The following is a 20,450-nucleotide window of genomic DNA, read 5'->3' as shown; positions in this document are numbered from 1 at the left end:
CTCACCGGCAGTCCGCCGCCCCGCTCCCGGAGCCCTGCTCTCGTGTCGGCACCAGCAGCCTCTGGCCCGCCGAGAGGTCGGTCCTCTTCCCCATGTCGTTGAGTTCCTGAAGGTCTTCGACAGTGGTGCCGTACTCGCAGGCGAGGCCGGACAGCGTGTCACCGGGTACGACGTCATGGAAGCCGAAGTTGAGCTTGAGCGGCGGGGGCGAGAACAGGTCGGTGAAGACCGGCGTGGGCAGCCGCGCGGTGAAGCTCGGCCACGGCAGGGGATCGGGGTCGCTGGGCAAGGGTGTGACCTGCGGGTATATATCCGCCGGCTGCCCGGTCCGGTTGGTCTGCGGGAAGGTCTGGTAGGGCTGGGAGGAGTCGGAGCCGATCAGGGCGATCCCCCACACCACCCCCGCGACGATCAGCGCACCCATGGTCACCTTGGCGACCTTGCGCTGCCGCGCGAGTTCCTCGACGACCAGGTTCGACGCGCTCCTGGTACTCCGCCGGGCCGTCGTCGGTCCGGCCGGCGCGGCCACGGTACGCAGGGCCAGGACGACCGGCGCCTCGATGTCCAGTCCGAGGCGCACGAGTTCACCGCGCAGGGCCGACACCGCCGTACGGTCGCGTGCGGCGGCCGCGACGAGATCGTCCAGGCGTCCGCGCGGGTCCCGGGGACAGTCCAGGAGGTAGCCCTGGGTCCAGCTGAGCACCCAGCGCGCCCGGCCCGCGCCTGCGAGCGCCTGCCCGGTCAGCGCGTACAGGGCCTCGGTGAGCTGCTCCTCGGGACGGGGCGCGTCGGTGAGACGGCGTACCAGCTCTGTCTGCTCGCCGCGTTCCAGCAGGCCGAGAACGGCGGCGAGAGTGGGGCGCGCGGACAGGTCGGGGTCGCGGGCCGCGTCGAGCAGGAGGCTCGCGAGTTCGATGGCGAACGCCTCGGCGGCCAGGTCGGCCCACTCCGTCCAGGGCAGCGCCGTCGCCGTCTGCCAGGGCTCGCCGAGCATCTTGCGCTGCACCCGGGGCACCGGTGACGGGTCGGCGACCAGCGGCTCCTCGTCGTCGACGACGGTCCTGGGGCCCGTGGCGGGCCGCGCCTCGATCAGGGCCAGCCGTCGGGCCAGCGGAGGATGGGAGTCCAGCGGGGAACGGCCCGCCTCGACGGGGTGCGCGCGCAGGTCGGCCATCCGCTTCCGGACCAGCGGGTCGCCCACCATGGCGGCGAACGCCTCGAACACGTCCTCGGGCACGAACCCGATCCGTTGTACGGGCCGCAGGAACCGGCTCTCGAACCCGGCCCAGGTGATGCCGAGCGCGTGGACGGCGCGCAGCGCCTGGGCGGTCACCTCCGGTCCGACCGCGGCGGCGGCCTCCGCGTCCGCCTCCAGCTCCTGGCGCCGGCGCACCGCCAGCGACAGGCGCAGATACACCCAGGCATAGGCGCCGATCGCCGCCTGGAACAGCCAGGCGTACCCGATCCGGCCCTGGTCCGACCGCGCGGTCATCCGCAGCCGGAACAGAGTGGAGCGCAGCGACGCGGCCCCCCGGTAGGCGATCGCGCCGAACCGGGTGTGCAGGCCCGCGTAGTGGCCGAGTTCATGGCAGAGCACGGCCCGCAGCTCCATGGGCTTCAGCCAGAGGAGCAGCGGTACGCCCAGGTGCATGGTCCGTTCCCCGACCGCGAAGCCGAGCATGCGGGCGTCCTCCGACACCGACGCGTTGGCCTCCGACGTCAGGTAGATCCGGCTGGGTGGCCGGGTGCGCAACTGCCCGGCCAGATCCTCGACGAGCCGCCACAGGCCGGGCGCGTCGGCGCGGTGCAGGAGGACCGCGTCGGGCGGGGGCCCCTCCGTGCGGCTCACCGTGGCTATCCCGTACAGCAGGGCGGAGGCCGCCGTGATGCTGCCGGCCACGGCGATCGACCAGTTGCCGGCCTGTGAAGGGACCTCGACCATCGCCCACAGCATGAGGCCGACGAGTACCGCGTCGGCCGCGAGGAGAGTGAACGCCACGACGTAGAACCCGGCGAGCAGCCCCACCGCGAACAGCCCGCGTAACCACCCCAGGACAGCGGTCACCGTCTCTCCTCCAGCCTGCGGGCCACCGCCGCCCGCGCCCGGTCGAGCCCCTCCGGATCCGCTTCGACGGCCGCCCGCAGCCAGGCCTCCGCGCCGCGCAGGGCGATGACGACGGGATCGCGGCCGAGTCCGACCCGGCTCGCGTCCAGCCGTCCGGAGCCGACCGGCTGCGGACCGGACATGAACGGGTCGCGCCGGTTCGTGTCGTCCTCGGCCATGTCCAGCGCCTCCTTCAGCGTCCGGCGCGCCTTGGACACGTTCGCGGCGACACCGCCGCGTGTCATCCGCAGCGTCTTGGCGATCTCGCTCTGGGACCAGCCGTGCAGACAGAACAACACCATCGTGACCCGCTGCCGCGGCGGCAGGGCGGCCAGCAGCCGCAGCACCTCGCGGGCCTCCGCACTCTCCTCGGGGCTCGCCCGGACCGGCACCGGCACATCAGGCAGCCGGTCCTGGCCCGCTCTGCGCCTGCGGCGCGTCTTCCACAGCCGCTGGACCGATACGCGGTACACCCACGCCTCGGGCAGCTCGTACGCGGCGATGCGGTCCCAGGCCCGGTAGGCCTCCAGGAACGCCTCCTGAACGACGTCCTCGGCGTCCTCACGGCTGCCGCAGAGCATGATCACCTGCGCCAGGACACGTCCGTACGCGCCCGAGAAGAACGTCTCGAAGTCCCTCGGCCGCACGGCCTGTTCCGCGCTCACCGACGGTCCGCCCCGGCCGCCTCGACGGCCGTCGCCGAACGCGCGGTCAGCATGTCGCCGTCGGCACGCGTCACCTCGACCGTGCCACCGGGCCCCGCCGCCCGCACCACCGTGGCCAGCGCATGCGCCCACGCACGCTCCCGCGCCGGCCGCGTCCACAGCACCGCAAGCCCATACACCAGCCGCGCACAGGTCAACACGACGACCACCACCACAGGTTCGACAACCATTTCAGGGTCCCTCCACAGGATCACAGCAGTGACACCCTGATACAGCCGTCAGCGCCCAACCGGTTTACCCGGGACCGGAATTCCCTGCCGCCGCCTCGTGCCGAAGGACGATCGGTACCGGACGGACGCGGCAACGGAATGGCGGAGCCGTTCCCGTCCGGCGGCTGAAGTCCCTTGAGGTGGCGCATGCATGACGCAGCCCGTGAGGCATTGGACGGAGGGTCTGAGGCCCTTGTCGATGTGGTGGACGAGGTCCTGGTTCAGATAGGCGGGCGCTTGTGGGCCGGGTTTCGGCGCAGCGGAACGGCGTGACTGATCCTGGCCCTGGACGACTTCGACGGTCAGAACGTCCAGCCGCGACGGTCGGCCAGCCTCCCCCCGGTGGGGGCCACCACCAGGTGGACGATCTCCACGGCAGACAGCGGAGGCTACAGACAGACCTGTGGAGAGATCAGGAGGCCTCTTCCGGGCGCCTTCTCGCCGAGCGTCGGTGGGGTAATCCGCGGGTCCTACTCAAGGACAGGAGCGATTCCAATGGCGCTCCGCTGTTCCAGGAGCCGAACAAGTTGCGGTTCAGAGCTACGATTTGATGCTTCACCGCGAGGTCCCGTGCAGCTTTGCCGACCAAGCGTCGTCCGTCGGACATGTGACCGAGGATGTCTGCGGCAAGGTCCCCAGAGCCGCCGACCAAGCCGGGTCCCCGCCGGACGCCCGCGCCGTTGCGGCCGAGTCGTCGCGGAGCGCCGGGCGGCCGATCAGCGGAAGCCACATCATCGGCTCCCGGGTGACGATGAGCATGGTGACCCACTCGACCAGGGCGTGCGGCAGGTCGAGCGCGGCAGAATACGGAACCAACGCGGCTCCTGTGCCTGTGGGTTGAGACTTCGAACACCTCCCCCGACGGCACGGGAGCCTCGTCCGTTGCGCACACCACCAACGTCACCCGATCAGTGGCCACTCTGAAACAGCTCACTGATCGACAGCTCCCTGAGGCTGTAGGTGAGGTCGACGCCCCAATCTCCGTTGAACACGGGCTCTTGGACGGTGGCTTCCTCAAGCACGTGGACGCCGATTTTCTCACACGCCCGAGCAGGAGGGCACCGAAGTCGGCGCGTCGTACCTGATATGAGTGCTTGCACTTCGAAGACTCACGGAAACGAAAGCCAGAGGTGCCCTTCCGGGGAGCGCACTCTTCGGGTCGGCGGCCCGGTCGTCGGCCGATGACCGGGTGTTCTTGCCTCAGAGGAGGGTCCCGCCGCTCTTCCTGGTGAATCCGAACCGGTCCAGGCGTTCGCGAAGACCCAGAGCGCCAACAGTGGGAAGCGCTCCGGTTATCAAGGATTCAACGAATTTGGTACCGCGGAAACCTTTCGCGTTCCAACAGGAGAATCCTGTGACTGTGCTGTGCCGGTAACCCCGCCGTGGCCGATTCCTCTATGTCACGTAACGTAATTTGATCTTGTTGTTGGGGTGGGTCCATGTCGCCCGGCCGTTGGGTTGGCTGCCGCGCCGGGCATGGATCGGGATGCATTGCGGGAACGGAAGTTGCAGGACCTGGCCTCCGTCGGGGGCCTGGCCGCCGATGTCCCACGTGATGTGATCGACGGGGTGGTGGCTATCACGGCAGCCAGGCCCGCAGGTGGTGTGCGAGGTCTTCCGGCGCATCGTGGTGCCGGTCGCCGGCCTGCTGGCCGTCGGCGCCCGTCTGGGCGAGCCTGTGGCTGGTCTCCAACCCCCGCGCCGCCGCAGTTACCCCCCGCAAGGTCAAACGGGTACGGTGCAGCCGCCACCTGGCCAAACAGCCCGGCGAACGCGGTGTCCGCCACGACGGGCCGCCCGCCGCATGCCTGGACGACCTGCCGGAGCAGGTCGTCCGGACAACATGATCAACTTGCGTTACGTGGCGTTTGCCGATCCCCCGGCCCGTCTCCGATTGCTACGACGTCGTATTCAATATCCGGAGCGATCACTTGACTCCCCCTCGGTTTCAACAGGTTTCGCCGGAGCAAATTTGGCTGACTCTGCGTCGGGACGCAAGAGGCGGTCCTGGTCGGCGAGACGGTCTCGGCAAGGAGAGCTGATGCATCGTCATATCTTCCTCGGATGGGCCCGTGAGCCGCCGTAATGAGGGCGCCTTCGCGTGCAGGCGGCGCTGCGGGGAGATGGGGATAAATTGATCGTAAAGTGCGCAATCGGGGTTTGAGATAATGTTTTCAGGCGAACTGGTGCGCCGCGTGCGGTAAAAATATGGCCAGAGTGAGGATCTTTTTCAGTCATGATCCAAAGGCTTTGGTGGCTACAGGACGGAACTCTCCTCGGTGCCGGCGGGGAGGCAAGGTTTTGTGGTGCTCTTGGCTTGGTAGGCACCTTCCTGGCATGGTCGTGGGTGCGCGTCCGCGAAAAGTCCGGAATTCTCTAGTGGGACTTTTCATGGCTCAGACCGACCAACCCGTTTCGGCCGCGGGAGCGGGGGATCTGATGAACTGCAGGGGGGAAGTAGCGTGGATATCGAAATTCTGGGAGCTCTGGTCGTGACGGAGGGTGGGATCTCCGTCACGCCCACCGCGCCTAAAGTGCGACAGGTGCTCGCTCTCCTGGTATTTTTCGCCGACCGGGTCGTGCCCGTGTCCGCATTGATCGAGGAACTGTGGCCCGGCCGGCCGCCGCGCAGCGCCCGTACCATCCTCCAGACGTACGTGCTCCAACTGCGCGAGCTCATCACTGCCGCGCTGTCGGCGCAAGGCCCCGACAGGGAAACCGTGTCTGCCAAGGACGTCCTCGTGACGTGCCCGGGCGGCTACCTCCTCAAGACCAGAGGCGGAGCCAGCGATGTGCGGGAGTTCGAGCGGCTCGCAGGACTCGGCTACCGTGCCATCGGCGACGGCGACCACGAGGGCGGTGCGCGGCTGCTGCGCGAGTCCCTCGCGTTGTGGCGTGGGGCGCCCTTCGCCGACGTCCGGCTGGGCAAGCAGTTGGAGATGGAGGCCGCGCGCCTGGAGGAGGGTCGGCTGTGTGCGCTCGACCGGCGCATCGAGGCGGACCTGAAACTGGGACGGCACCGGGAAATGCTCGCCGAGCTGACGGTTCTGGTCAGTCGGTACCGCACCCATGAGAATCTGTGCCGACAGTTCATGATCGCCCTACAGCGCTCGGGTCGTAGGAGCGAAGCGCTGGACGCCTACCGGAAGCTGCGCGGGACCCTCATACGCGAGCTGAGTCTGGAACCCTCGGTCGCGCTGCGCCAACTTCAGCGCTCGATCCTGCTGGCCCACAGCGACACGGCGGCAACAGCCGTTGAGCCCGCCCCCCGCGTGACCCGCGTCGTCTAGTTCTTCACAGGTGCGCTCGAGCGGTGCGCGCAGGCGGAGGGGGAGTGCGCGACAGCAGCACGCGGCAGAGCAGAGATCCGCTTGACGAAGACTCAAGAAATCCGGAGCGCCCTGCTTTAGCCAGTACGGTGCTTGAAGTCGGACACGCGGATGCGGACAAAGGGGTCCGTATGCACCGCATTGGGGAACGGATCGAGAAGCTCGCGACGAGTGATGGGGGAACAGTTATGAGGATCCAGGTTCTGGGGCCGTTGAAAGCTGAGGTCAATGGTGTCTCTATTGTTCCCACGGCGGGAAAACCACGTCAGATTCTGTCACTTCTCGCGTTGTACCCGGGGCGGATCATGCCCGTGCCGACGCTGATGGAGGAGATCTGGGGCTCCAACCCGCCGGTCAGTGCGCTGACCACGCTTCAGACCTACATACTTCAGCTGCGGCGCCGGCTCGGTACCGCCATGGGACCCAACGCGCCGCAGACCGCCAAGGACGTACTCGCCACCCGGCACGGCGGATATGTGCTACAGATCCCGTCGGACAGCGCGGACGTACACGAATACGAGCGACGGGTGTCGACAGGGCAGGCGGCCTTCGAAGCCGGTGATGACGAACGTGCCGCGCAGACCCTGCGTCATGCCCTGACCCTGTGGCAGGGCCCCGCCCTGGTCGACGTGCGCGTCGGTCCCGTACTGGCCATAGAGGTGCTCCGGCTGGAGGAGAGCAAGCTGGTCACCGTGGAGCGCCGGATAGACGCCGATCTCCGGTTGGGACGGCACTGCGAGATCATTGCCGAGCTCCGGGACCTGACGGCACGCCACCCACAGCACGAAGGACTGCACTCGCAGGCCATGGTGGCTCTGTACCGATCGGGTCGGCAGGCCGCGGCTCTCGACCTCTACCGAAGGCTGCGCACGAGACTCATCGAAGAGCTGGGCGTCGAACCGTCGCCGCAGCTACGGCGTCTGCACCAGGCGATGCTGGCCGTGGACCCCGCCCTCGACCTGGCCACCGCGCCCAGGCGTGGCTCGACCTTCGATCTCTACGCCGCCTGACGCGCCGGCCCGCTGTGCTTCGAGCCCGCCTCTAGGGCTGTCCGCGAGCCTGAACAGGCCCGCGCGACACCCACAGGCCAAGGAGGGCGGAGATGTCGGACACGGAATTGCCCGTGCGGCTGTACTGCTTCGCGCACGCAGGGGCGGGAGTTTCGGCCTTCCACAGTTGGGCACGCAGCACCGGTCCGGGAGTCGAACCCGTACCCGTGCTGCTGCCGGGCCGTGAGGGCCGGCGCCGGGAACCACGCCTGACCGACCGCGACTCACTGGTCGCCGACCTGATGGACCGCATCCACGTCACGTCCGGACAGCCCTACGCGATGTACGGACACAGCCTCGGTGCGATGGTGGCCCACACCCTCGTTCAGGCTCTTCACGAAGAAGGACTGCCGCTGCCCGCGCTTCTTGCCGTGGGCGCATGCCCGCCCCCTGACGAGACCAGCGAGCTCTCCGACGCCTGCGACAAGTCGGACGAGGATCTGATGGAGATGCTCCGCACCCTGGGAGCACTGCCCGACGGGGCCGAAGCACGGCGGTACTGGCGCCGCGTCTCGCTCCCCATACTCCGCGACGACCTACGCCTGGCCGGTGCACTACGCGTCGCCGCCCGTACAGCGGCAGCCTCGCACGGTCCATTGCTGGTACCGCTGCTCGCGGTGTCCGGGAACCGCGACCCGCTGGTGTCACCCAGGACAGCCGGCGGCTGGCGCCGCTGGAGTGCCGGGCCGGTGGTTACCCGCACCGTGAATGGCGACCACTTCTTCGTACGCGGCGACGCGCTGCCTCGTCTGACGGGCCGCGCCTGCCGCGTCGTGAGGCGACTCGAAGCCGTGGCCGGGCGCGCGTCATTCCTGGCCCCCGTCGCCCAGCCCTGAGACGTGCCGACCGTCGGCGAGCCGCCGATCCGGGCCGCCGATCCGTAGGCCGACCGATTCCCCAGACCGTGCTCAGCACGAGAAAAGAGAGGCACCATCATGCAGCAGCTCGACATCATCACCCTGATCGGCCTCCTGCGCAGCAGCGGAGGCGACAGCGAGACCCATGACCTGAACGGTGACGTACTGGACATCGGGTTCGCCGAGCTCGGCTACGATTCCCTGGCGCTTCTCCAGGTCACCGGCATCGTCGAGCGTGATTCCGGTGTCGCGCTCGACGGGGAGTCACTGGACGAGGCCGAGACCCCGCGGCAGTACATCGAGGCCGTCAACCGGGCCCTGTCCTCGCAAACCGCGGCCTGATCCACGCGATCGGCAGAGGAGTTCCGCATCGTGGGGGCGGGCCCTGCGGGCCCGCCCCCGGCGCGACGAGGCCAGGCCACGTCACACGCTGCGTGCCGCTGTGCCGAAATCGCTTCAAGACGTCTTGAGCCCCCGGCCCCCTCCGAGGCAACGGCAGGCATCGTTACGCGACGCACCGCACGAGCGGTGCCCGAGGGGAACGCTGAGCAGGCTACGGCACGTCCCGGTCGCCTGACACCGGGTTTTTGGCCCCCAGCGTTGCCCCCGCCACGAATCAGCGGTCCCGAGCGGTCTTCGGACCGTTCTTGAGCCCACCTCCAAGGGGTCTCGAGCCCACCGTGTGACCGTGAACCGTCCGACATCACGTCGAGGAGGACCGCTCGTGCCCGTACAGACGACCAGGTCCTCGGTTAGGGAGGGGCATGTGGGTTTTCGGTCCAAGGCCGCCGCGTTCCTGCGGTGGGTCGGCCGGGCGCTGGTCGCTGCCGGCGCCATATGGGTCTACGTTCCCCCGCCCGGTGATCCGGCCGGGCAATGGGTACTGCCCCAGCCCCCGCCCGGCCATCCCGAACAGCTACGCCCCGACATCCCGCTCAGCGTGGAAGAACGGGATCTGGCACGCCGGCTGCTGAACCCGAAGGAGATCGCGTGATCACCGACACCGCTGCCGCCGCATCCGACCGGTCCGCCGAACTCGCCCAGCTCAAGGAGAAGGCCGTCGCCGGCCCCGACGAGCAGGCCACGGCCCGGCAGCACGCGAAAGGGAAACTGACTGCCCGAGAACGGATCGACCTGCTCCTCGACGAGAGTTCGTTCCACGAGATCGAGGCCCTGCGCAGGCATCGCGCGAGCGGCTTCGGCCTGGAGAACAAGCGCCCGTACACCGACGGCGTCGTGACCGGCTGGGGAACCGTCCACGGGAGGACCGTCTTCGTCTACGCCCATGACTTCCGGATCTTCGGCGGTGCCCTCGGCGAAGCGCACGCCACCAAGATCCACAAGCTCATGGACATGGCGCTCGCGGCGGGAGCGCCTCTGGTGTCGCTGAACGACGGCGCCGGCGCCCGCATCCAGGAGGGTGTCACCGCACTCGCCGGCTACGGCGGCATCTTCCGGCGCAACACCCTCGCCTCTGGCGTGATTCCGCAGATCTCCGTGATGCTCGGCCCGTGCGCCGGTGGCGCCGCCTACTCGCCCGCGCTCACCGATTTCATATTCATGGTGCGCGAGACCTCGCAGATGTTCATCACCGGACCGGACGTCGTCAAGGCAGTCACCGGCGAAGAGATCACCCAGAACGGGCTGGGCGGAGCCGATGTCCACGCGGCCGTGTCCGGCGTCGCGGCCTTTGCCCACGACGACGAGGCCGCCTGCCTGGAAGACGTACGGTTCCTGCTCTCCCTGCTGCCGTCCAACAACCGTGAGACGGCGCCCCACCAGCCCTCGGACGACCCGGCCGACCGGCTGACCGAGGCCCTTCGGGAGATCGTCCCCGCCAACCCCAACCAGGCGTACGACGTACGGGCGGTCATCGAGGAGATCGTCGACGACGGTGAGTACTTCGAGATCCAAACGGACTGGGCGACCAACGTCGTGTGCGCACTGACCCGCCTCGACGGTCATGTGACAGGCGTCGTCGCCAACCAGCCGGCCGCCTTCGCCGGTGTGCTCGATATCCACGCCAGCGAAAAGGCTGCCCGGTTTGTGCAATTCTGCGATGCCTTCTCCATCCCCCTGGTGACCCTCGTCGACGTCCCAGGCTTCCTGCCGGGTGTGGACCAGGAACACGGCGGCGTCATCCGCCACGGCGCGAAGCTGCTCTACGCGTACTGCAACGCCACCGTCCCACGGGTGCAGCTGATCATGCGCAAGGCATACGGCGGCGCGTACATCGTCATGGACTCGCGCTCCATCGGCGCCGACATCTCGCTGGCGTGGCCGACGAACGAGATCGCGGTCATGGGCGCCGAGGGTGCCGCCAACGTGATCTTCCGACGGGAGATCACCGCGGCGGACGATCCGGACGCCGTACGAGCCCAGAAGATCAAGCAGTACCAGGCCGAGCTGATGCACCCTTACTACGCCGCTGAACGCGGCCTGGTGGACGACGTCATCGACCCCGCAGTGACCCGTCGCACGCTCATCGGCGCGCTCGCCATGCTGCGGTCCAAGTACGCGGACATCCCCTCCCGCAAGCACGGCAACCCACCTGTGTAGCGGGCGGGGCGAAGACCGTGACGATCTGGCAGATCACCAAAGGTGTCCCCACCGCGGAGGAGACAGCCGCCCTCGCGGCGGTCCTGGCGACCGTCCTTGGCCGTGTGGCCGCCGCCGGGCCGGCCGAGGTCACGGAGCCGAGGAGGACCGGGGCCGCCTGGCACCGACCGCACCGCGACCCGCACCCGTCCGCCGGCATGTGGCGCGGCAGATGACCTCCGGCTCCACGCTCGGCTGAAGGGGCGTTCAAGTGTCCCTCCAGCCCGGGACGGAACCCTACCTATCGCACACCACGCGAACCGGACCCACGTCAGGAGAGACCCATCATGACCGACGCCAGGCTTGTCGGAACCTGGACCACCGAGCTGGAAGACGACGGCAAGTCCGTGTTCGGACTGGCGTCCTTCACGGGTGACGGCGGCGTCACCTGCTACCAGGTCAACGCCAAGAACATCGGCCTGGGCAACTGGGAGTCCACCGGGAAGGACTCCTTCCACTACAACTTCCACATCCTCGCCGTGAACCCGCAGGGCGAGCACGTCGGCGAGGCCCACGTCTTCGTCACCGGCGAGTTCGTCTCCGACGACCACTGGGAGGGTACCGGCGGAGCCAACTTCTACTCGCCCTCCGGCGACCTGCTGCGCGGCCACGAAGGCTCCAGGGTCGCCGCCCGCAAGTTCGGTGTCGACAAGTAGGCACGACAGTCGGACAAGCCCCGTTACCCCGGACCGGTGACCCACGGAGGAAAGACTCCCATGCTGCGCGATGAACTCAACGGCGAGCTCGTTCTCCCCTCCGATCCGGGGTACCAGCTCGCCAGGCAACTACAGAACACCGAGTACGACTCGGTCACGCCCCACGGCATCGCCTACTGCGAATCCCCCCAGGACGTCCTCGCCTGTGTACGCCACGCGCGGGAGGCCGGTATCGCGGCGCATGTCCGGGGGGCAGGCCACAGCTTCAACGGCTGGTCCACCGGCACCGGCCTGGTCATCGACCTGTCCCGGATGAACCACGCCGCCGTGGACGGTCCCACCGTCCGCATCGGGGCCGGCATCCAGTCGCTCGACGCGCTCGACGCCCTCAAACCACACGGGCGCCAGATCATCACCGGCACGTTCCCCACCGTCAGCCAGGGTGGCTTCCTCAGCGGCGGCGGGCTGGGCTGGCAGACCCGAAAGTTCGGCATCGCGAGCGACCACGTCGTCTCGGCGCGGGTCGTCCTCGCCGACGGCAGGACCGTGCTCGCGTCGGCGGACGAGCACCCGGACCTGTACTGGGCCCTGCGGGGCGGCGGCGGCGGGAACTTCGGCATCGTCACCGAATTCGAGCTGAGCCCTGTCGATGCCCCGCGTCTGACCGGCTTCGAGACGCTGTGGTCCTACGAGGATGCCGCCGACGTGCTGGCCGCCTGGCAGTCCTGGGCCGTCGAGGAGTCGGAGGACCTCGGCACCTCCCTGGTCGTGCTGCCCGGCATGTTCGGGCCCGGCGGCAAGCCGATCGTCAAGGCCTGGGGCGTGCACCACGGTCCGTCCGACGGACTCGAACGAGCCCTCGACGCTCTCACCGAACGCACCGGCACGAAGCCCGTACACCGCGAGGTCTCGGCGTCCGGGGCGTACGCCGATGTCATGCACGAGGCGCTGTGCGGCTCCAAGACTGTCCAGCAGTGCCACCGCACCGGCACCCACCCGGACGCGGTCGGCCACCGGCACCCTTACACCCGGCAGGCCTACCGCCTCACCGGCAGGGCGGTCACGCGCGCCGAGGCCGACGCCCTGCTTCACGCGTGGGACCCCGGCCTGGACAACGAGCGCTACCTGCTGTGCATCGCGCTCGGCGGAGCCGCCAACCGCGTCGGCCGCACGGAAACCGCATATGTGCACCGTGACGCCCAGTTCCTGACGGGCTTCCAGATGGCCACCCGTGACGCGGCGTCGGCCGCACAGGGCCCGGCCGAGCTCGACGCGTGGGCCGACCGGTGCGGCGCGGCCCTCGCCCCGCTGGCCACCGGCTCCTACATCAACTTCCCCAGCTCGCGGACGCAGGCCGAGTGGGAGACCGACCACTACGCGGAGAACGCCGCCCGACTGCGCGAGATCAAGCAGGCCTACGACCCCGACGGCTTCTTCCGGCACGGCCAGAGCATCGGCTCCGGCCGGGAGCGCGGTCAGCAGACGACGAAAGCAGGACGATGAAGACGGATCTGACGGACAAGGCGGTCCTCGTCACCGGTGCTTCCCGCGGCATCGGCCGGGCTACGGCCCTCGCCTACGCGGCGGAGGGCGCACGAGTCGCGATCACTTACCACTGCGACGAGGCGGGGGCGAAGGAGACAGCCGATCAGGTCGCCGCCGCCGGCGGCACCCCGTACGTGGTTCGCTACGACCTCGGCGACGAGGACTCCATACGGGCCGCCGTCGACGCGGTGGGTGCCGAGTGGGGCGGGATCGACGTTCTCGTCGCCGGCGCGGTCGAGTGGGGCGACGCGATCCCGCGGCCCGGCCGGCAGATGCCGGCCTTCGAGGACGTTCCCCCCGAGCAGTGGCAGCGGGTCCTGCGAACCTCCGTGGATGCCGTCTTCCACACCGTCCAAGCCGTGCTGCCCCTCATGCGCGGCCGCGACTGGGCCCGCATCGTGCTGATCGGCGCCGGCCTAGCGGACACCGGCATGACGGGCGCGGGCGCATACGGAGCCGCCAAGGCCGCCCTGCACGGGCTGGTGCGCAGCCTCGCCTGGGAACTCGGTCCCGCCGGGATCCTGGTGAACGAGGTCGTGCCCGGCCAGACCCTCACCGAGAACGTGCTCACACATGCCTCGCCCGCCTTCCTGGAGAACAAGGCCGCATCCCTTCCCTCGGGCCGGATGAACACTCCCGAAGACGTCGCGCGCACTGTCGTCTTCCTCGGCTCCGCCGCCAACGGGAACGTCCACGGCGAGGCCCTGCGCGTCACCGGCGGTCTGTGAAACCTGCCCCCGATCCCTACTCAGCCGCACCGCACGGCCCACCGGCCGCAAACCCAGGAGTCCCCATGACCGACACACTCGACGAGCCGAAGACGCTGGCGGACGGACCCGAGGACGCTCCCGCCTATCCCATCAAGCGCACCTGCCCCTACCAGATGCCGCCCGGCTACGAGCAGCTCCGTGAGAAGGGCCCTGTCTCCCGGGTCACCCTCTGGAACGGGCGCATCGCCTGGCTGATCACCGGCAACGAGCTCGGCCGCAGGCTGTTCCCGGACGCCCGGCTCTCCTCCGACGTCCTCGACCCGAATTTCCCGCTGCTCGCTCCCCGAATCGAGGCCCAGCGTCAGCAGGCCGCCGCACCCCCGCTGGTCGGCGTCGACGACCCGGTGCACGCCCGCCAGCGCCGCATGGTGCTGCCCAGCTTCGGCGTCCGCCAGGTCAACGCACTGCGTCCGGCGATCCAGAAGTACGCCGACGACCTGCTCGACAGGATGCTGGCCAAGGGCCCGGGCGTCACCGTCGACCTGCTCACCGAGTACGCGTTGCCGATGCCGTCCGCCGTCATCTGCATGCTGCTGGGCGTCCCGTACGAAGACCACCACTACTTCGACGAGCGCTCGCGGCACGTGCTTTCCTCCTCCGGCCAGGAGCAGGCGGCCCAGGCGCAGCAGGCATTCACCGAGATCCTTGAGTACCTCGACGGCCTGATCAGCCGCAAGCAGGCCGAACCCGGCGACACCCTGCTCGACGAGCTGATCACCCGCCAGCTGGAGGAGGGCGAGGTCGACCGCCAGGAACTCGCGATGATCGCCACCGTCCTGCTGGTCTCCGGCCACGAGACGACCTCCAACATGATCGCCCTCTCCACGATGGCGCTGCTGGCCCACCCGGAGCAGATGGAGGCGCTGCGCGCCGACGAGTCCCTGATGCCCCGGGCCGTGGACGAGCTGATGCGGTTCTCCTCCATCGGCGACATGCTGATGCGCGTGGCCAAGGAGGACATCGAGATCGAGGGCCACCTCATCAAGGCGGGCGACGGGGTGATCCTGTCGACGATGCTGATGAACCGTGATCACGGCTCTTTCGAGCGCGCCGACGACCTGGACGTGTTCCGGCCTTCCGGCCGCCACGTCGCATTCGGGTACGGCATCCACCAGTGCATCGGCCAGAACCTGGCCCGTGCCGAGATGGAGATCGCCCTGGCGACCCTGTTCCGCCGGGTGCCGACGCTGAAACTGGCGATCCCCGCCGACCAGGTGCCGGTCAACGCGCCTTTCGTCCTCCAGGGAGTCTCCGAACTCCCCGTGACCTGGTAGGCCGCCGTGCACATCTCGGTCGACTCAGACCGGTGCATCGGCTCCGCCCAGTGTGCCGTCACCGTGCCCTCCGTCTTCGAGCAGGACGAGGACGGACTCTCCACCGTCATCCCCGGCCGGGAGGACGGCGGCGGCGAGCCACTGGTGCGCGAGGCTGTCCGGGCATGCCCGGTACGAGCCATCACGATGAGGGAGACAGAGGACGTGTGACCACGCGCCGGCCGGGCCCCGCGAGCCCGGCCGGCCCCGCGACGGCTCGGGGCACGGACGGTGCGGCGTCCGTGCCCCGAGCCGTTCTTGACGGAACCTCAAGTGCCCCGGGCAACGATGAGTCCATGGACATTCGCAGCCTAGACGGCGACGACCCCGCCACGATCGCCCTCCTCCTGCCGGGCTTCCAGGAGACGATGAGCCTCGAACTGCCCGGCGACCCGCCGGTGTCGCATGCCTTGCTGGCCCGGTTGCTGCAACGCAGACACGGTGCCGACCGGATCGTCCTGGTGGCCTTCGACGGTGACCGGCCGGTCGGCTGCACCAAGCTCGGCCTCGACCTCGGTGACCCTGACGGACCCGGCCACGGCTCGCTGTGGGTCTTCCCGCCCTTCCGCCGCCGAGGCGCGGGCACCGCGCTCGTCGATGCCGCTCGTGCCGAACTGCTCGCCCGCGGCCGGGATCGCCTGATGGTCGACGCCCCCCACACGCCCACCGCGGAGGCCTTCGCCGCCGTCTGCGGCGCCGAGCTGCACGGCACCAACCTGCGTAACCGGCTCTTCCTCAGGGGCCCTGCCCGTGCCGGCCTCGACGGGTCGGCCGACCGCGTGGTGCCGGGGCACCGGCTCGTCCACTGGAGCGACCGCTGCCCCGAGGAGCTGGTCGACGTCTACGCCCGCGCATGGGGCGCCCTGGACGCGCCCGTCAACGGTCAGGCGGAGGTCCGTGCCCCCACCGCCGCCGACGTCCGCGCCCGCGAGGCCGAGGCGGAGCGCGCCGGACACCGTCAGTACGTGACCGCTGCCGTCGACACGGCCACCGGCGAGGTCGCCGGGTACGCCACCCTCTTCGTCCGCGACAGCCCGATGGCCGACGCGGGGGAGACCCTGGTCCTCGCCGACCGGCGCCGCCAGGGCCTGGGCACCTGGATCAAGGCAGGCCTGATCGCCCTGGCCGCCGTCGAGAACCCCCACCTCGCCCTGGTACAGGCCTGGAACGACGTAGGCAACGAGGCCGTCCTCGCCCTCAACCGCCGCCTCGGCTTCATCGCGGACAGCTCTTGGTCGACGTACTCCGTCAAGAGCTGAGCGCCCGAGGGAAGTTCGAGTTCTGGTCCACCGGCTGCTGCCACGATCCGCACAGACCGGAAACCGCGAGAGGGGTTCTTTGTGAGCAGCAGCGGCACACGTGTACTGATTGTCGGTGGCAGCCTCGTCGGCCTGTCCACCGCCGTTTTCCTCGCCCATCACCATGTGCCGGTCACCCTGGTCGAACGGCACCCGAGCACCTCGATCCACCCCCGCGCGGTCGGCTACTACCCGCGCACCGCCGAGCTGCTGGCCACGGTCGGCGTCGAGAAGGCCGCCAAGGCCGCCGCCGCCGGCTTCGAGAAACACAAGACCCGCGCGGGCGTGGAGTCCCTCGCGGGCAAGGTCTTCTTCGCCAAGGAGGAGCTGGAGGGCGGCAACGAGCTCGCGGACCTGACCCCCTCCACCCTGCTGCTACTGCCCCAGGACCGTCTGGAGCCGATCCTGCGCGCCCGCGCCGAGGAGCTTGGTGCCGACCTGCGATTCGGCACCGAGCTCCTCTCCTTCACCCAGGACGACGACGGGGTCAGCGCCGTCGTTCGGGCTGCCGACGGCAGCGAGACCACGGTGACGGCCGACTACCTGGTGGCTGCGGACGGGCCGCGCAGTTCCGTGCGTGAGTCCCTCGGCGCCGAGCGGGAAGGCCGGGGCGTGCTCTCCCGGCACGTGAGCATCGCTTTCGGCGCGGACTTCGGCGCGGTGCTCGGTGAGCGCCGCTACAGCGTGGTCCACGTCAAGAATGACAAGGTCACGGGCATCCTCGTGCACGACGACACCCTCACCGAGGGCACCCTGATCGTCGGCTACGACCCTGAGAAGGGCGAGGGCCTGGACGACTTCACCGACGCCCGCTGCACCGAGCTGGTCTCCGCGGCCATCGGCTCGGACGAGGTCGAAGTCACCATCCGCTCCCGCTTCCCTTGGGACATGGCCGAGCTGGTCACCGACAACTTTGTGCAGGGCCGCGTATTCATCGCGGGCGACGCCGCCCACCAGATCCCGCCCACCGGCGGGTACGGAGCCAACACCGGCATCGCCGACGCCTTCAACGTGAGCTGGAAGCTGGCCTTGGTACTCAAGGGCACCGCGGGCCGCGCTCTGCTGGACACGTACCAGGACGAGCGCCGACCGGTCGGCACGTATACCGCGCAGCAGGGATCGCTTCAGCTCGCCGTACGGTCCCAGTCCGCGACCGAGGAGCAGCAGGCCGCCACCCACGACGCGATGCGCGTCACCATGGGGCAGGCCTATCCGTCCGGCGCGTTCATCGCCGAGGAGGGCGCGGAGCAGCTGCCGCTGACCTCCGATCCGCGCACCCTGCGCGGCGAGCCGGGCACCCGCGCCCCCTACGTGGTGCTGGAGCGCGACGACGCGCCGGTGACCACGCTCGACCTGTTCGGTGACGGCTTCGTGCTGCTCGCTGGGGCCGAGGGCGGATCCTGGGCGGAGGCGGCGGAGACGGCCGCATCGGCGCTCGGCGTGGACCTCGCCTTCCATCGCGTCGCCCTGGCCGCCGAGGGCGGTGCGTTGACCGACGTGCAGAGCCGTTGGGCTGAGGCGTACGGAGTGGGCGCGGCGGGCGCAGTACTGGTCCGCCCCGACGGGATCGTCGCCTGGCGCACACGCGAGGGGGTCCCCGTCGGTGAGCAGGGCACGGCGCTCGAGGCGGTGCTGCGCACCGTTCTGGCGCGATGAGCGGCGGGGGACCGGCGGTCAGCCGTTGGTGGAGGCGCCCCGTGCCTGCGCGACCGAGTCGACGTACTTGATCAGCAGCCGGGCGAACTGTAGGCGTTCGTCATCGGGCCAGCTCTGGGTGATGAACTCGAAGGCGGCCCGCTGATGCCGGCGGAAGGCCGCCAGCATCGTCAGTCCCTCGTCCGTCATCTGAAGGATCGTTCGGCGCCCGTCCTGCTGCGAGGCCGCGCGGATCAGGTATCCGGCGGAGATGCAGTCGGTGACCATGCGGCTGGCCACGGAAGGGTCCACGACCAGCCGCTCGGCGACGACGCCGACGGTGATCTCCTGCCCGTCGTACTCGGATCCCTCTTCCACGATGTTGAGCACCAGCGTCCGCGTCATGTCCTTCCGGGCCACCGGGCTTTCCACGTTCAGCGCAGAAGCACGGCGCAGCCGCGAGAAAGCCGGTCCGACTGCATCGAGCGGGTCCACTGCGGCCAGCGGGCCCTGGGCGGACGGGAGCTGGGCGGTCTTCTGCCTGGTGGTTGGAGTCTCCATGGCGAACATCCTAGGCGCGGCGATCGAGGACAGCGAGCATGTGTATGCTCGCATGCTATTGCATGAAGTTAGGCACATAATTTCCCCTTGATCAAAACCACCTCTATCACCTGAAGGGATCGCAATGCCGGACAGCAAGGACTTCGACTTCGATGTGATCATCGTCGGCGGCGGCCCGGTGGGCATGCTGCTTGCCTCCGAGCTCCGTATCGGCCGCGCCGACGCCGTCGTGCTGGAGAAGCTCACCGAGCGCACCCCCCACTCCAAGGCCTTCGGGCTGCATGCGCGCTCGCTGGAGTCGCTCGACCGCCGCGGGCTCGCCGACCGCTTCCGCGAGGGTGCCCACTCATGGAACAACGGCCACTTCGCCGGCCTTGACGTCTGGGTCGACTTCTCGCTCCTGGACAGCGCTCACAACTACGCCCTGCTTTCCGAACAGACCCGGACCGAGCGCCTGCTGGAGGAGCGCGCCGAGGAGTTCGGCTGCAAGATCCGCCGCGGCCACGAGGTGACGGCCGTCCGTCAGGACGAAGACGGCGCCGAGGTCGACGTCGTCGGCCCCGAGGGCTCGTACACCCTGCGCGCGCGGTATGTCGTCGGAACGGACGGCGGCCGCAGCCTGGTCCGCAAGTCCGCGGGTATCGGCTTCCCCGGCACCGGCGGCCGCGTCACCGCGCGCCTGGCCGACGTCGTCCTCGCCGACCGCGAGAACGCCCCGATGGGCATGGAGCGCACCGAGCGCGGTCTGCTCTTCTGTGTCCCGCTCGACGAGACGTATCACCGCGTCGCCACGTTCGACTTCGAGAAGGGCAAGGAGGCGGACTCCGAGCTCACCTTCGAGGAGTTCAAGGGCAGCGTCCGTGAAATCTGGGGCGACGACATGGGCGCCTCCGAGCCGCGCTGGCTCTCCTGGTTCACCGACTCCGCCTGCCAGGCCGAGACCTATCGCAGGGGTCGCATCCTGCTCGCCGGCGATGCCGCCCACACCCACTTCCCGGTCGGCGGCCAGGGCGTCAACCTGGGCCTCCAGGACGCGCTCAACCTCGGCTGGAAGCTGTGCGCCGACATCAACGGCTGGGGCGGTGAGGGGCTGCTCGACACGTACGACGAGGAGCGCCAGGAGCCGGCCCGCCAGGTGCTGGCCAACACCCGTGCCCAGATCGCGCTGATGAACCCCGACCCCTACGTCACCCAGTTGCGCGAGCTCTTCCAGGACCTCATGCGGAAGGACCAGGTCAACCGCCACATCGCCGAGATGCTCAGCGGTGTACGGGTCCGCTACGACCTGCCGGGCCCCGAGCATCGCCTGCTCGGCGACTTCGCCCGCGACCTGACGCTCAAGACCGAGGGCGGAACCGGGACCCTCCCGAAATATCTGCGCCGCGGCAACTTCGTCCTGCTCGACCTCGCCGGCCGGCCGGAGATCGCCGAGGAGTACGGGAAGTGGGCCGCGCCGCTCGACTGGGCCGGCCGCGTCCGCCACGTCGTCGCCGAATGCGAGGACGAGCCGGAGCTGGCCGGTGTGCTCGTCCGCCCCGACGGTTACGTCGTCTGGGCCGCAGACCGCAGCGCCTCGCCCACCGAGATCGCCGAGGGCCTGCGTGCGGCCATCGAGACCTGGGCCGGAGTCACCGACCCCACCCGCGCGGTCTTCAGCTGACCCGCCCGCCGGCTCCTTAAAGGGCCGGTAAAGAATATGCGCACCACTTGCCACATGTGGACTGGCAATCAATTGCATGACAACATGCATATGTATCCCGGGCCGGGCCGCGGCAACCCGCGACGGCCCGGACGGAAAACC

Annotated in this window: 20 protein-coding genes and 1 pseudogene; 15 read left to right on the top strand and 6 right to left on the bottom strand. The window is 69.3% G+C overall.

What is annotated here, in order from left to right:
- Position 1: 1 nt before the first annotated feature.
- The 5 genes and pseudogenes from OG787_RS13395 to OG787_RS13375 all read right to left on the bottom strand — a co-directional run bounded on the left by OG787_RS13395 (position 2) and on the right by OG787_RS13375 (position 4,767).
- Positions 2 to 2,065 (bottom strand): M48 family metalloprotease, encoded by a 2,064-nt coding sequence (locus tag OG787_RS13395; RefSeq protein ID WP_405535327.1) that lies wholly within the window; start codon positions 2,063 to 2,065, stop codon positions 2 to 4.
- Positions 2,062 to 2,769 carry an RNA polymerase sigma factor gene (locus tag OG787_RS13390; protein ID WP_405535326.1) on the bottom strand — a complete coding sequence of 236 codons (708 nt, stop codon included), beginning with the start codon at positions 2,767 to 2,769 and terminating at the stop codon, positions 2,062 to 2,064. Before OG787_RS13390 ends, OG787_RS13395 begins: the two co-directional genes overlap by 4 nt.
- Entirely contained in the window at positions 2,766 to 2,999 is a 234-nt protein-coding gene (locus tag OG787_RS13385; RefSeq protein WP_235474690.1) for a hypothetical protein, read from the bottom strand. Before OG787_RS13385 ends, OG787_RS13390 begins: the two co-directional genes overlap by 4 nt.
- A gap of 777 nt (positions 3,000 to 3,776) precedes the next feature.
- A pseudogene (locus OG787_RS13380) lies at positions 3,777 to 3,854 on the bottom strand (IS5/IS1182 family transposase); the annotation flags it as partial.
- A gap of 763 nt (positions 3,855 to 4,617) precedes the next feature.
- Positions 4,618 to 4,767 (bottom strand): hypothetical protein, encoded by a 150-nt coding sequence (locus OG787_RS13375; protein WP_405535324.1) that lies wholly within the window; start codon positions 4,765 to 4,767, stop codon positions 4,618 to 4,620.
- 733 nt (positions 4,768 to 5,500) lie between these two features.
- Here OG787_RS13375 and OG787_RS13370 point away from each other — a divergent pair.
- The 14 genes from OG787_RS13370 to OG787_RS13305 all read left to right on the top strand — a co-directional run bounded on the left by OG787_RS13370 (position 5,501) and on the right by OG787_RS13305 (position 18,109).
- Positions 5,501 to 6,328, top strand: coding sequence for a BTAD domain-containing putative transcriptional regulator (locus tag OG787_RS13370; protein ID WP_369032445.1), 828 nt, complete (start codon positions 5,501 to 5,503; stop codon positions 6,326 to 6,328).
- Positions 6,329 to 6,555: 227 nt separating this feature from the next.
- A complete protein-coding gene (locus OG787_RS13365) occupies positions 6,556 to 7,377 on the top strand; it encodes a BTAD domain-containing putative transcriptional regulator (RefSeq protein WP_405535322.1) in 822 nt (273 codons plus the stop codon).
- 92 nt (positions 7,378 to 7,469) lie between these two features.
- Positions 7,470 to 8,252, top strand: coding sequence for a thioesterase II family protein (locus OG787_RS13360; RefSeq protein WP_369032443.1), 783 nt, complete (start codon positions 7,470 to 7,472; stop codon positions 8,250 to 8,252).
- Between the two features lie 99 nt (positions 8,253 to 8,351).
- Positions 8,352 to 8,615: an acyl carrier protein gene (locus tag OG787_RS13355; RefSeq protein WP_369032442.1), complete on the top strand. Its 264-nt coding sequence runs from the start codon at positions 8,352 to 8,354 to the stop codon at positions 8,613 to 8,615.
- Between the two features lie 424 nt (positions 8,616 to 9,039).
- Positions 9,040 to 9,267, top strand: a complete 228-nt coding sequence (locus OG787_RS13350) for a DUF6059 family protein (protein WP_369032441.1) — start codon at positions 9,040 to 9,042, stop codon at positions 9,265 to 9,267.
- Positions 9,264 to 10,832 (top strand): acyl-CoA carboxylase subunit beta, encoded by a 1,569-nt coding sequence (locus OG787_RS13345; RefSeq protein WP_405535321.1) that lies wholly within the window; start codon positions 9,264 to 9,266, stop codon positions 10,830 to 10,832. Before OG787_RS13350 ends, OG787_RS13345 begins: the two co-directional genes overlap by 4 nt.
- 17 nt (positions 10,833 to 10,849) lie before the next feature.
- Positions 10,850 to 11,047: an acyl-CoA carboxylase epsilon subunit gene (locus tag OG787_RS13340; RefSeq protein ID WP_369032439.1), complete on the top strand. Its 198-nt coding sequence runs from the start codon at positions 10,850 to 10,852 to the stop codon at positions 11,045 to 11,047.
- A gap of 111 nt (positions 11,048 to 11,158) precedes the next feature.
- Positions 11,159 to 11,527 carry a hypothetical protein gene (locus OG787_RS13335; RefSeq protein ID WP_369032438.1) on the top strand — a complete coding sequence of 123 codons (369 nt, stop codon included), beginning with the start codon at positions 11,159 to 11,161 and terminating at the stop codon, positions 11,525 to 11,527.
- A gap of 60 nt (positions 11,528 to 11,587) precedes the next feature.
- Entirely contained in the window at positions 11,588 to 13,030 is a 1,443-nt protein-coding gene (locus OG787_RS13330) for an FAD-binding oxidoreductase (protein ID WP_369032437.1), read from the top strand.
- On the top strand, positions 13,027 to 13,800 hold the full coding sequence (locus OG787_RS13325; protein ID WP_369032436.1) for an SDR family NAD(P)-dependent oxidoreductase: 774 nt from the start codon (positions 13,027 to 13,029) through the stop codon (positions 13,798 to 13,800). Before OG787_RS13330 ends, OG787_RS13325 begins: the two co-directional genes overlap by 4 nt.
- A gap of 65 nt (positions 13,801 to 13,865) precedes the next feature.
- Positions 13,866 to 15,116: a cytochrome P450 gene (locus tag OG787_RS13320; RefSeq protein ID WP_369032435.1), complete on the top strand. Its 1,251-nt coding sequence runs from the start codon at positions 13,866 to 13,868 to the stop codon at positions 15,114 to 15,116.
- Positions 15,117 to 15,122: 6 nt separating this feature from the next.
- Positions 15,123 to 15,326, top strand: coding sequence for a ferredoxin (locus OG787_RS13315; protein WP_369032434.1), 204 nt, complete (start codon positions 15,123 to 15,125; stop codon positions 15,324 to 15,326).
- A 125-nt stretch (positions 15,327 to 15,451) separates the two neighbouring features.
- Positions 15,452 to 16,414, top strand: coding sequence for a GNAT family N-acetyltransferase (locus tag OG787_RS13310; RefSeq protein WP_405535318.1), 963 nt, complete (start codon positions 15,452 to 15,454; stop codon positions 16,412 to 16,414).
- Positions 16,415 to 16,495: 81 nt separating this feature from the next.
- A complete protein-coding gene (locus tag OG787_RS13305; protein ID WP_405535317.1) occupies positions 16,496 to 18,109 on the top strand; it encodes an FAD-dependent monooxygenase in 1,614 nt (537 codons plus the stop codon).
- A gap of 18 nt (positions 18,110 to 18,127) precedes the next feature.
- Here OG787_RS13305 and OG787_RS13300 read toward each other — a convergent pair whose 3' ends face one another.
- Positions 18,128 to 18,649: a MarR family winged helix-turn-helix transcriptional regulator gene (locus OG787_RS13300; protein ID WP_405535316.1), complete on the bottom strand. Its 522-nt coding sequence runs from the start codon at positions 18,647 to 18,649 to the stop codon at positions 18,128 to 18,130.
- A gap of 124 nt (positions 18,650 to 18,773) precedes the next feature.
- Here OG787_RS13300 and OG787_RS13295 point away from each other — a divergent pair, with 124 nt between their 5' ends.
- Complete coding sequence (locus tag OG787_RS13295; protein ID WP_405535315.1) at positions 18,774 to 20,309, top strand: FAD-dependent monooxygenase; 1,536 nt, start codon at positions 18,774 to 18,776, stop codon at positions 20,307 to 20,309.
- Positions 20,310 to 20,450: the final 141 nt, after the last annotated feature.

The sequence above is a fragment of the Streptomyces sp. NBC_00075 genome (genome assembly GCF_045041225.1).
Lineage (GTDB): Bacteria > Actinomycetota > Actinomycetes > Streptomycetales > Streptomycetaceae > Streptomyces > Streptomyces adonidis.
This window is presented reverse-complemented; position numbering and strand designations above follow the sequence as displayed.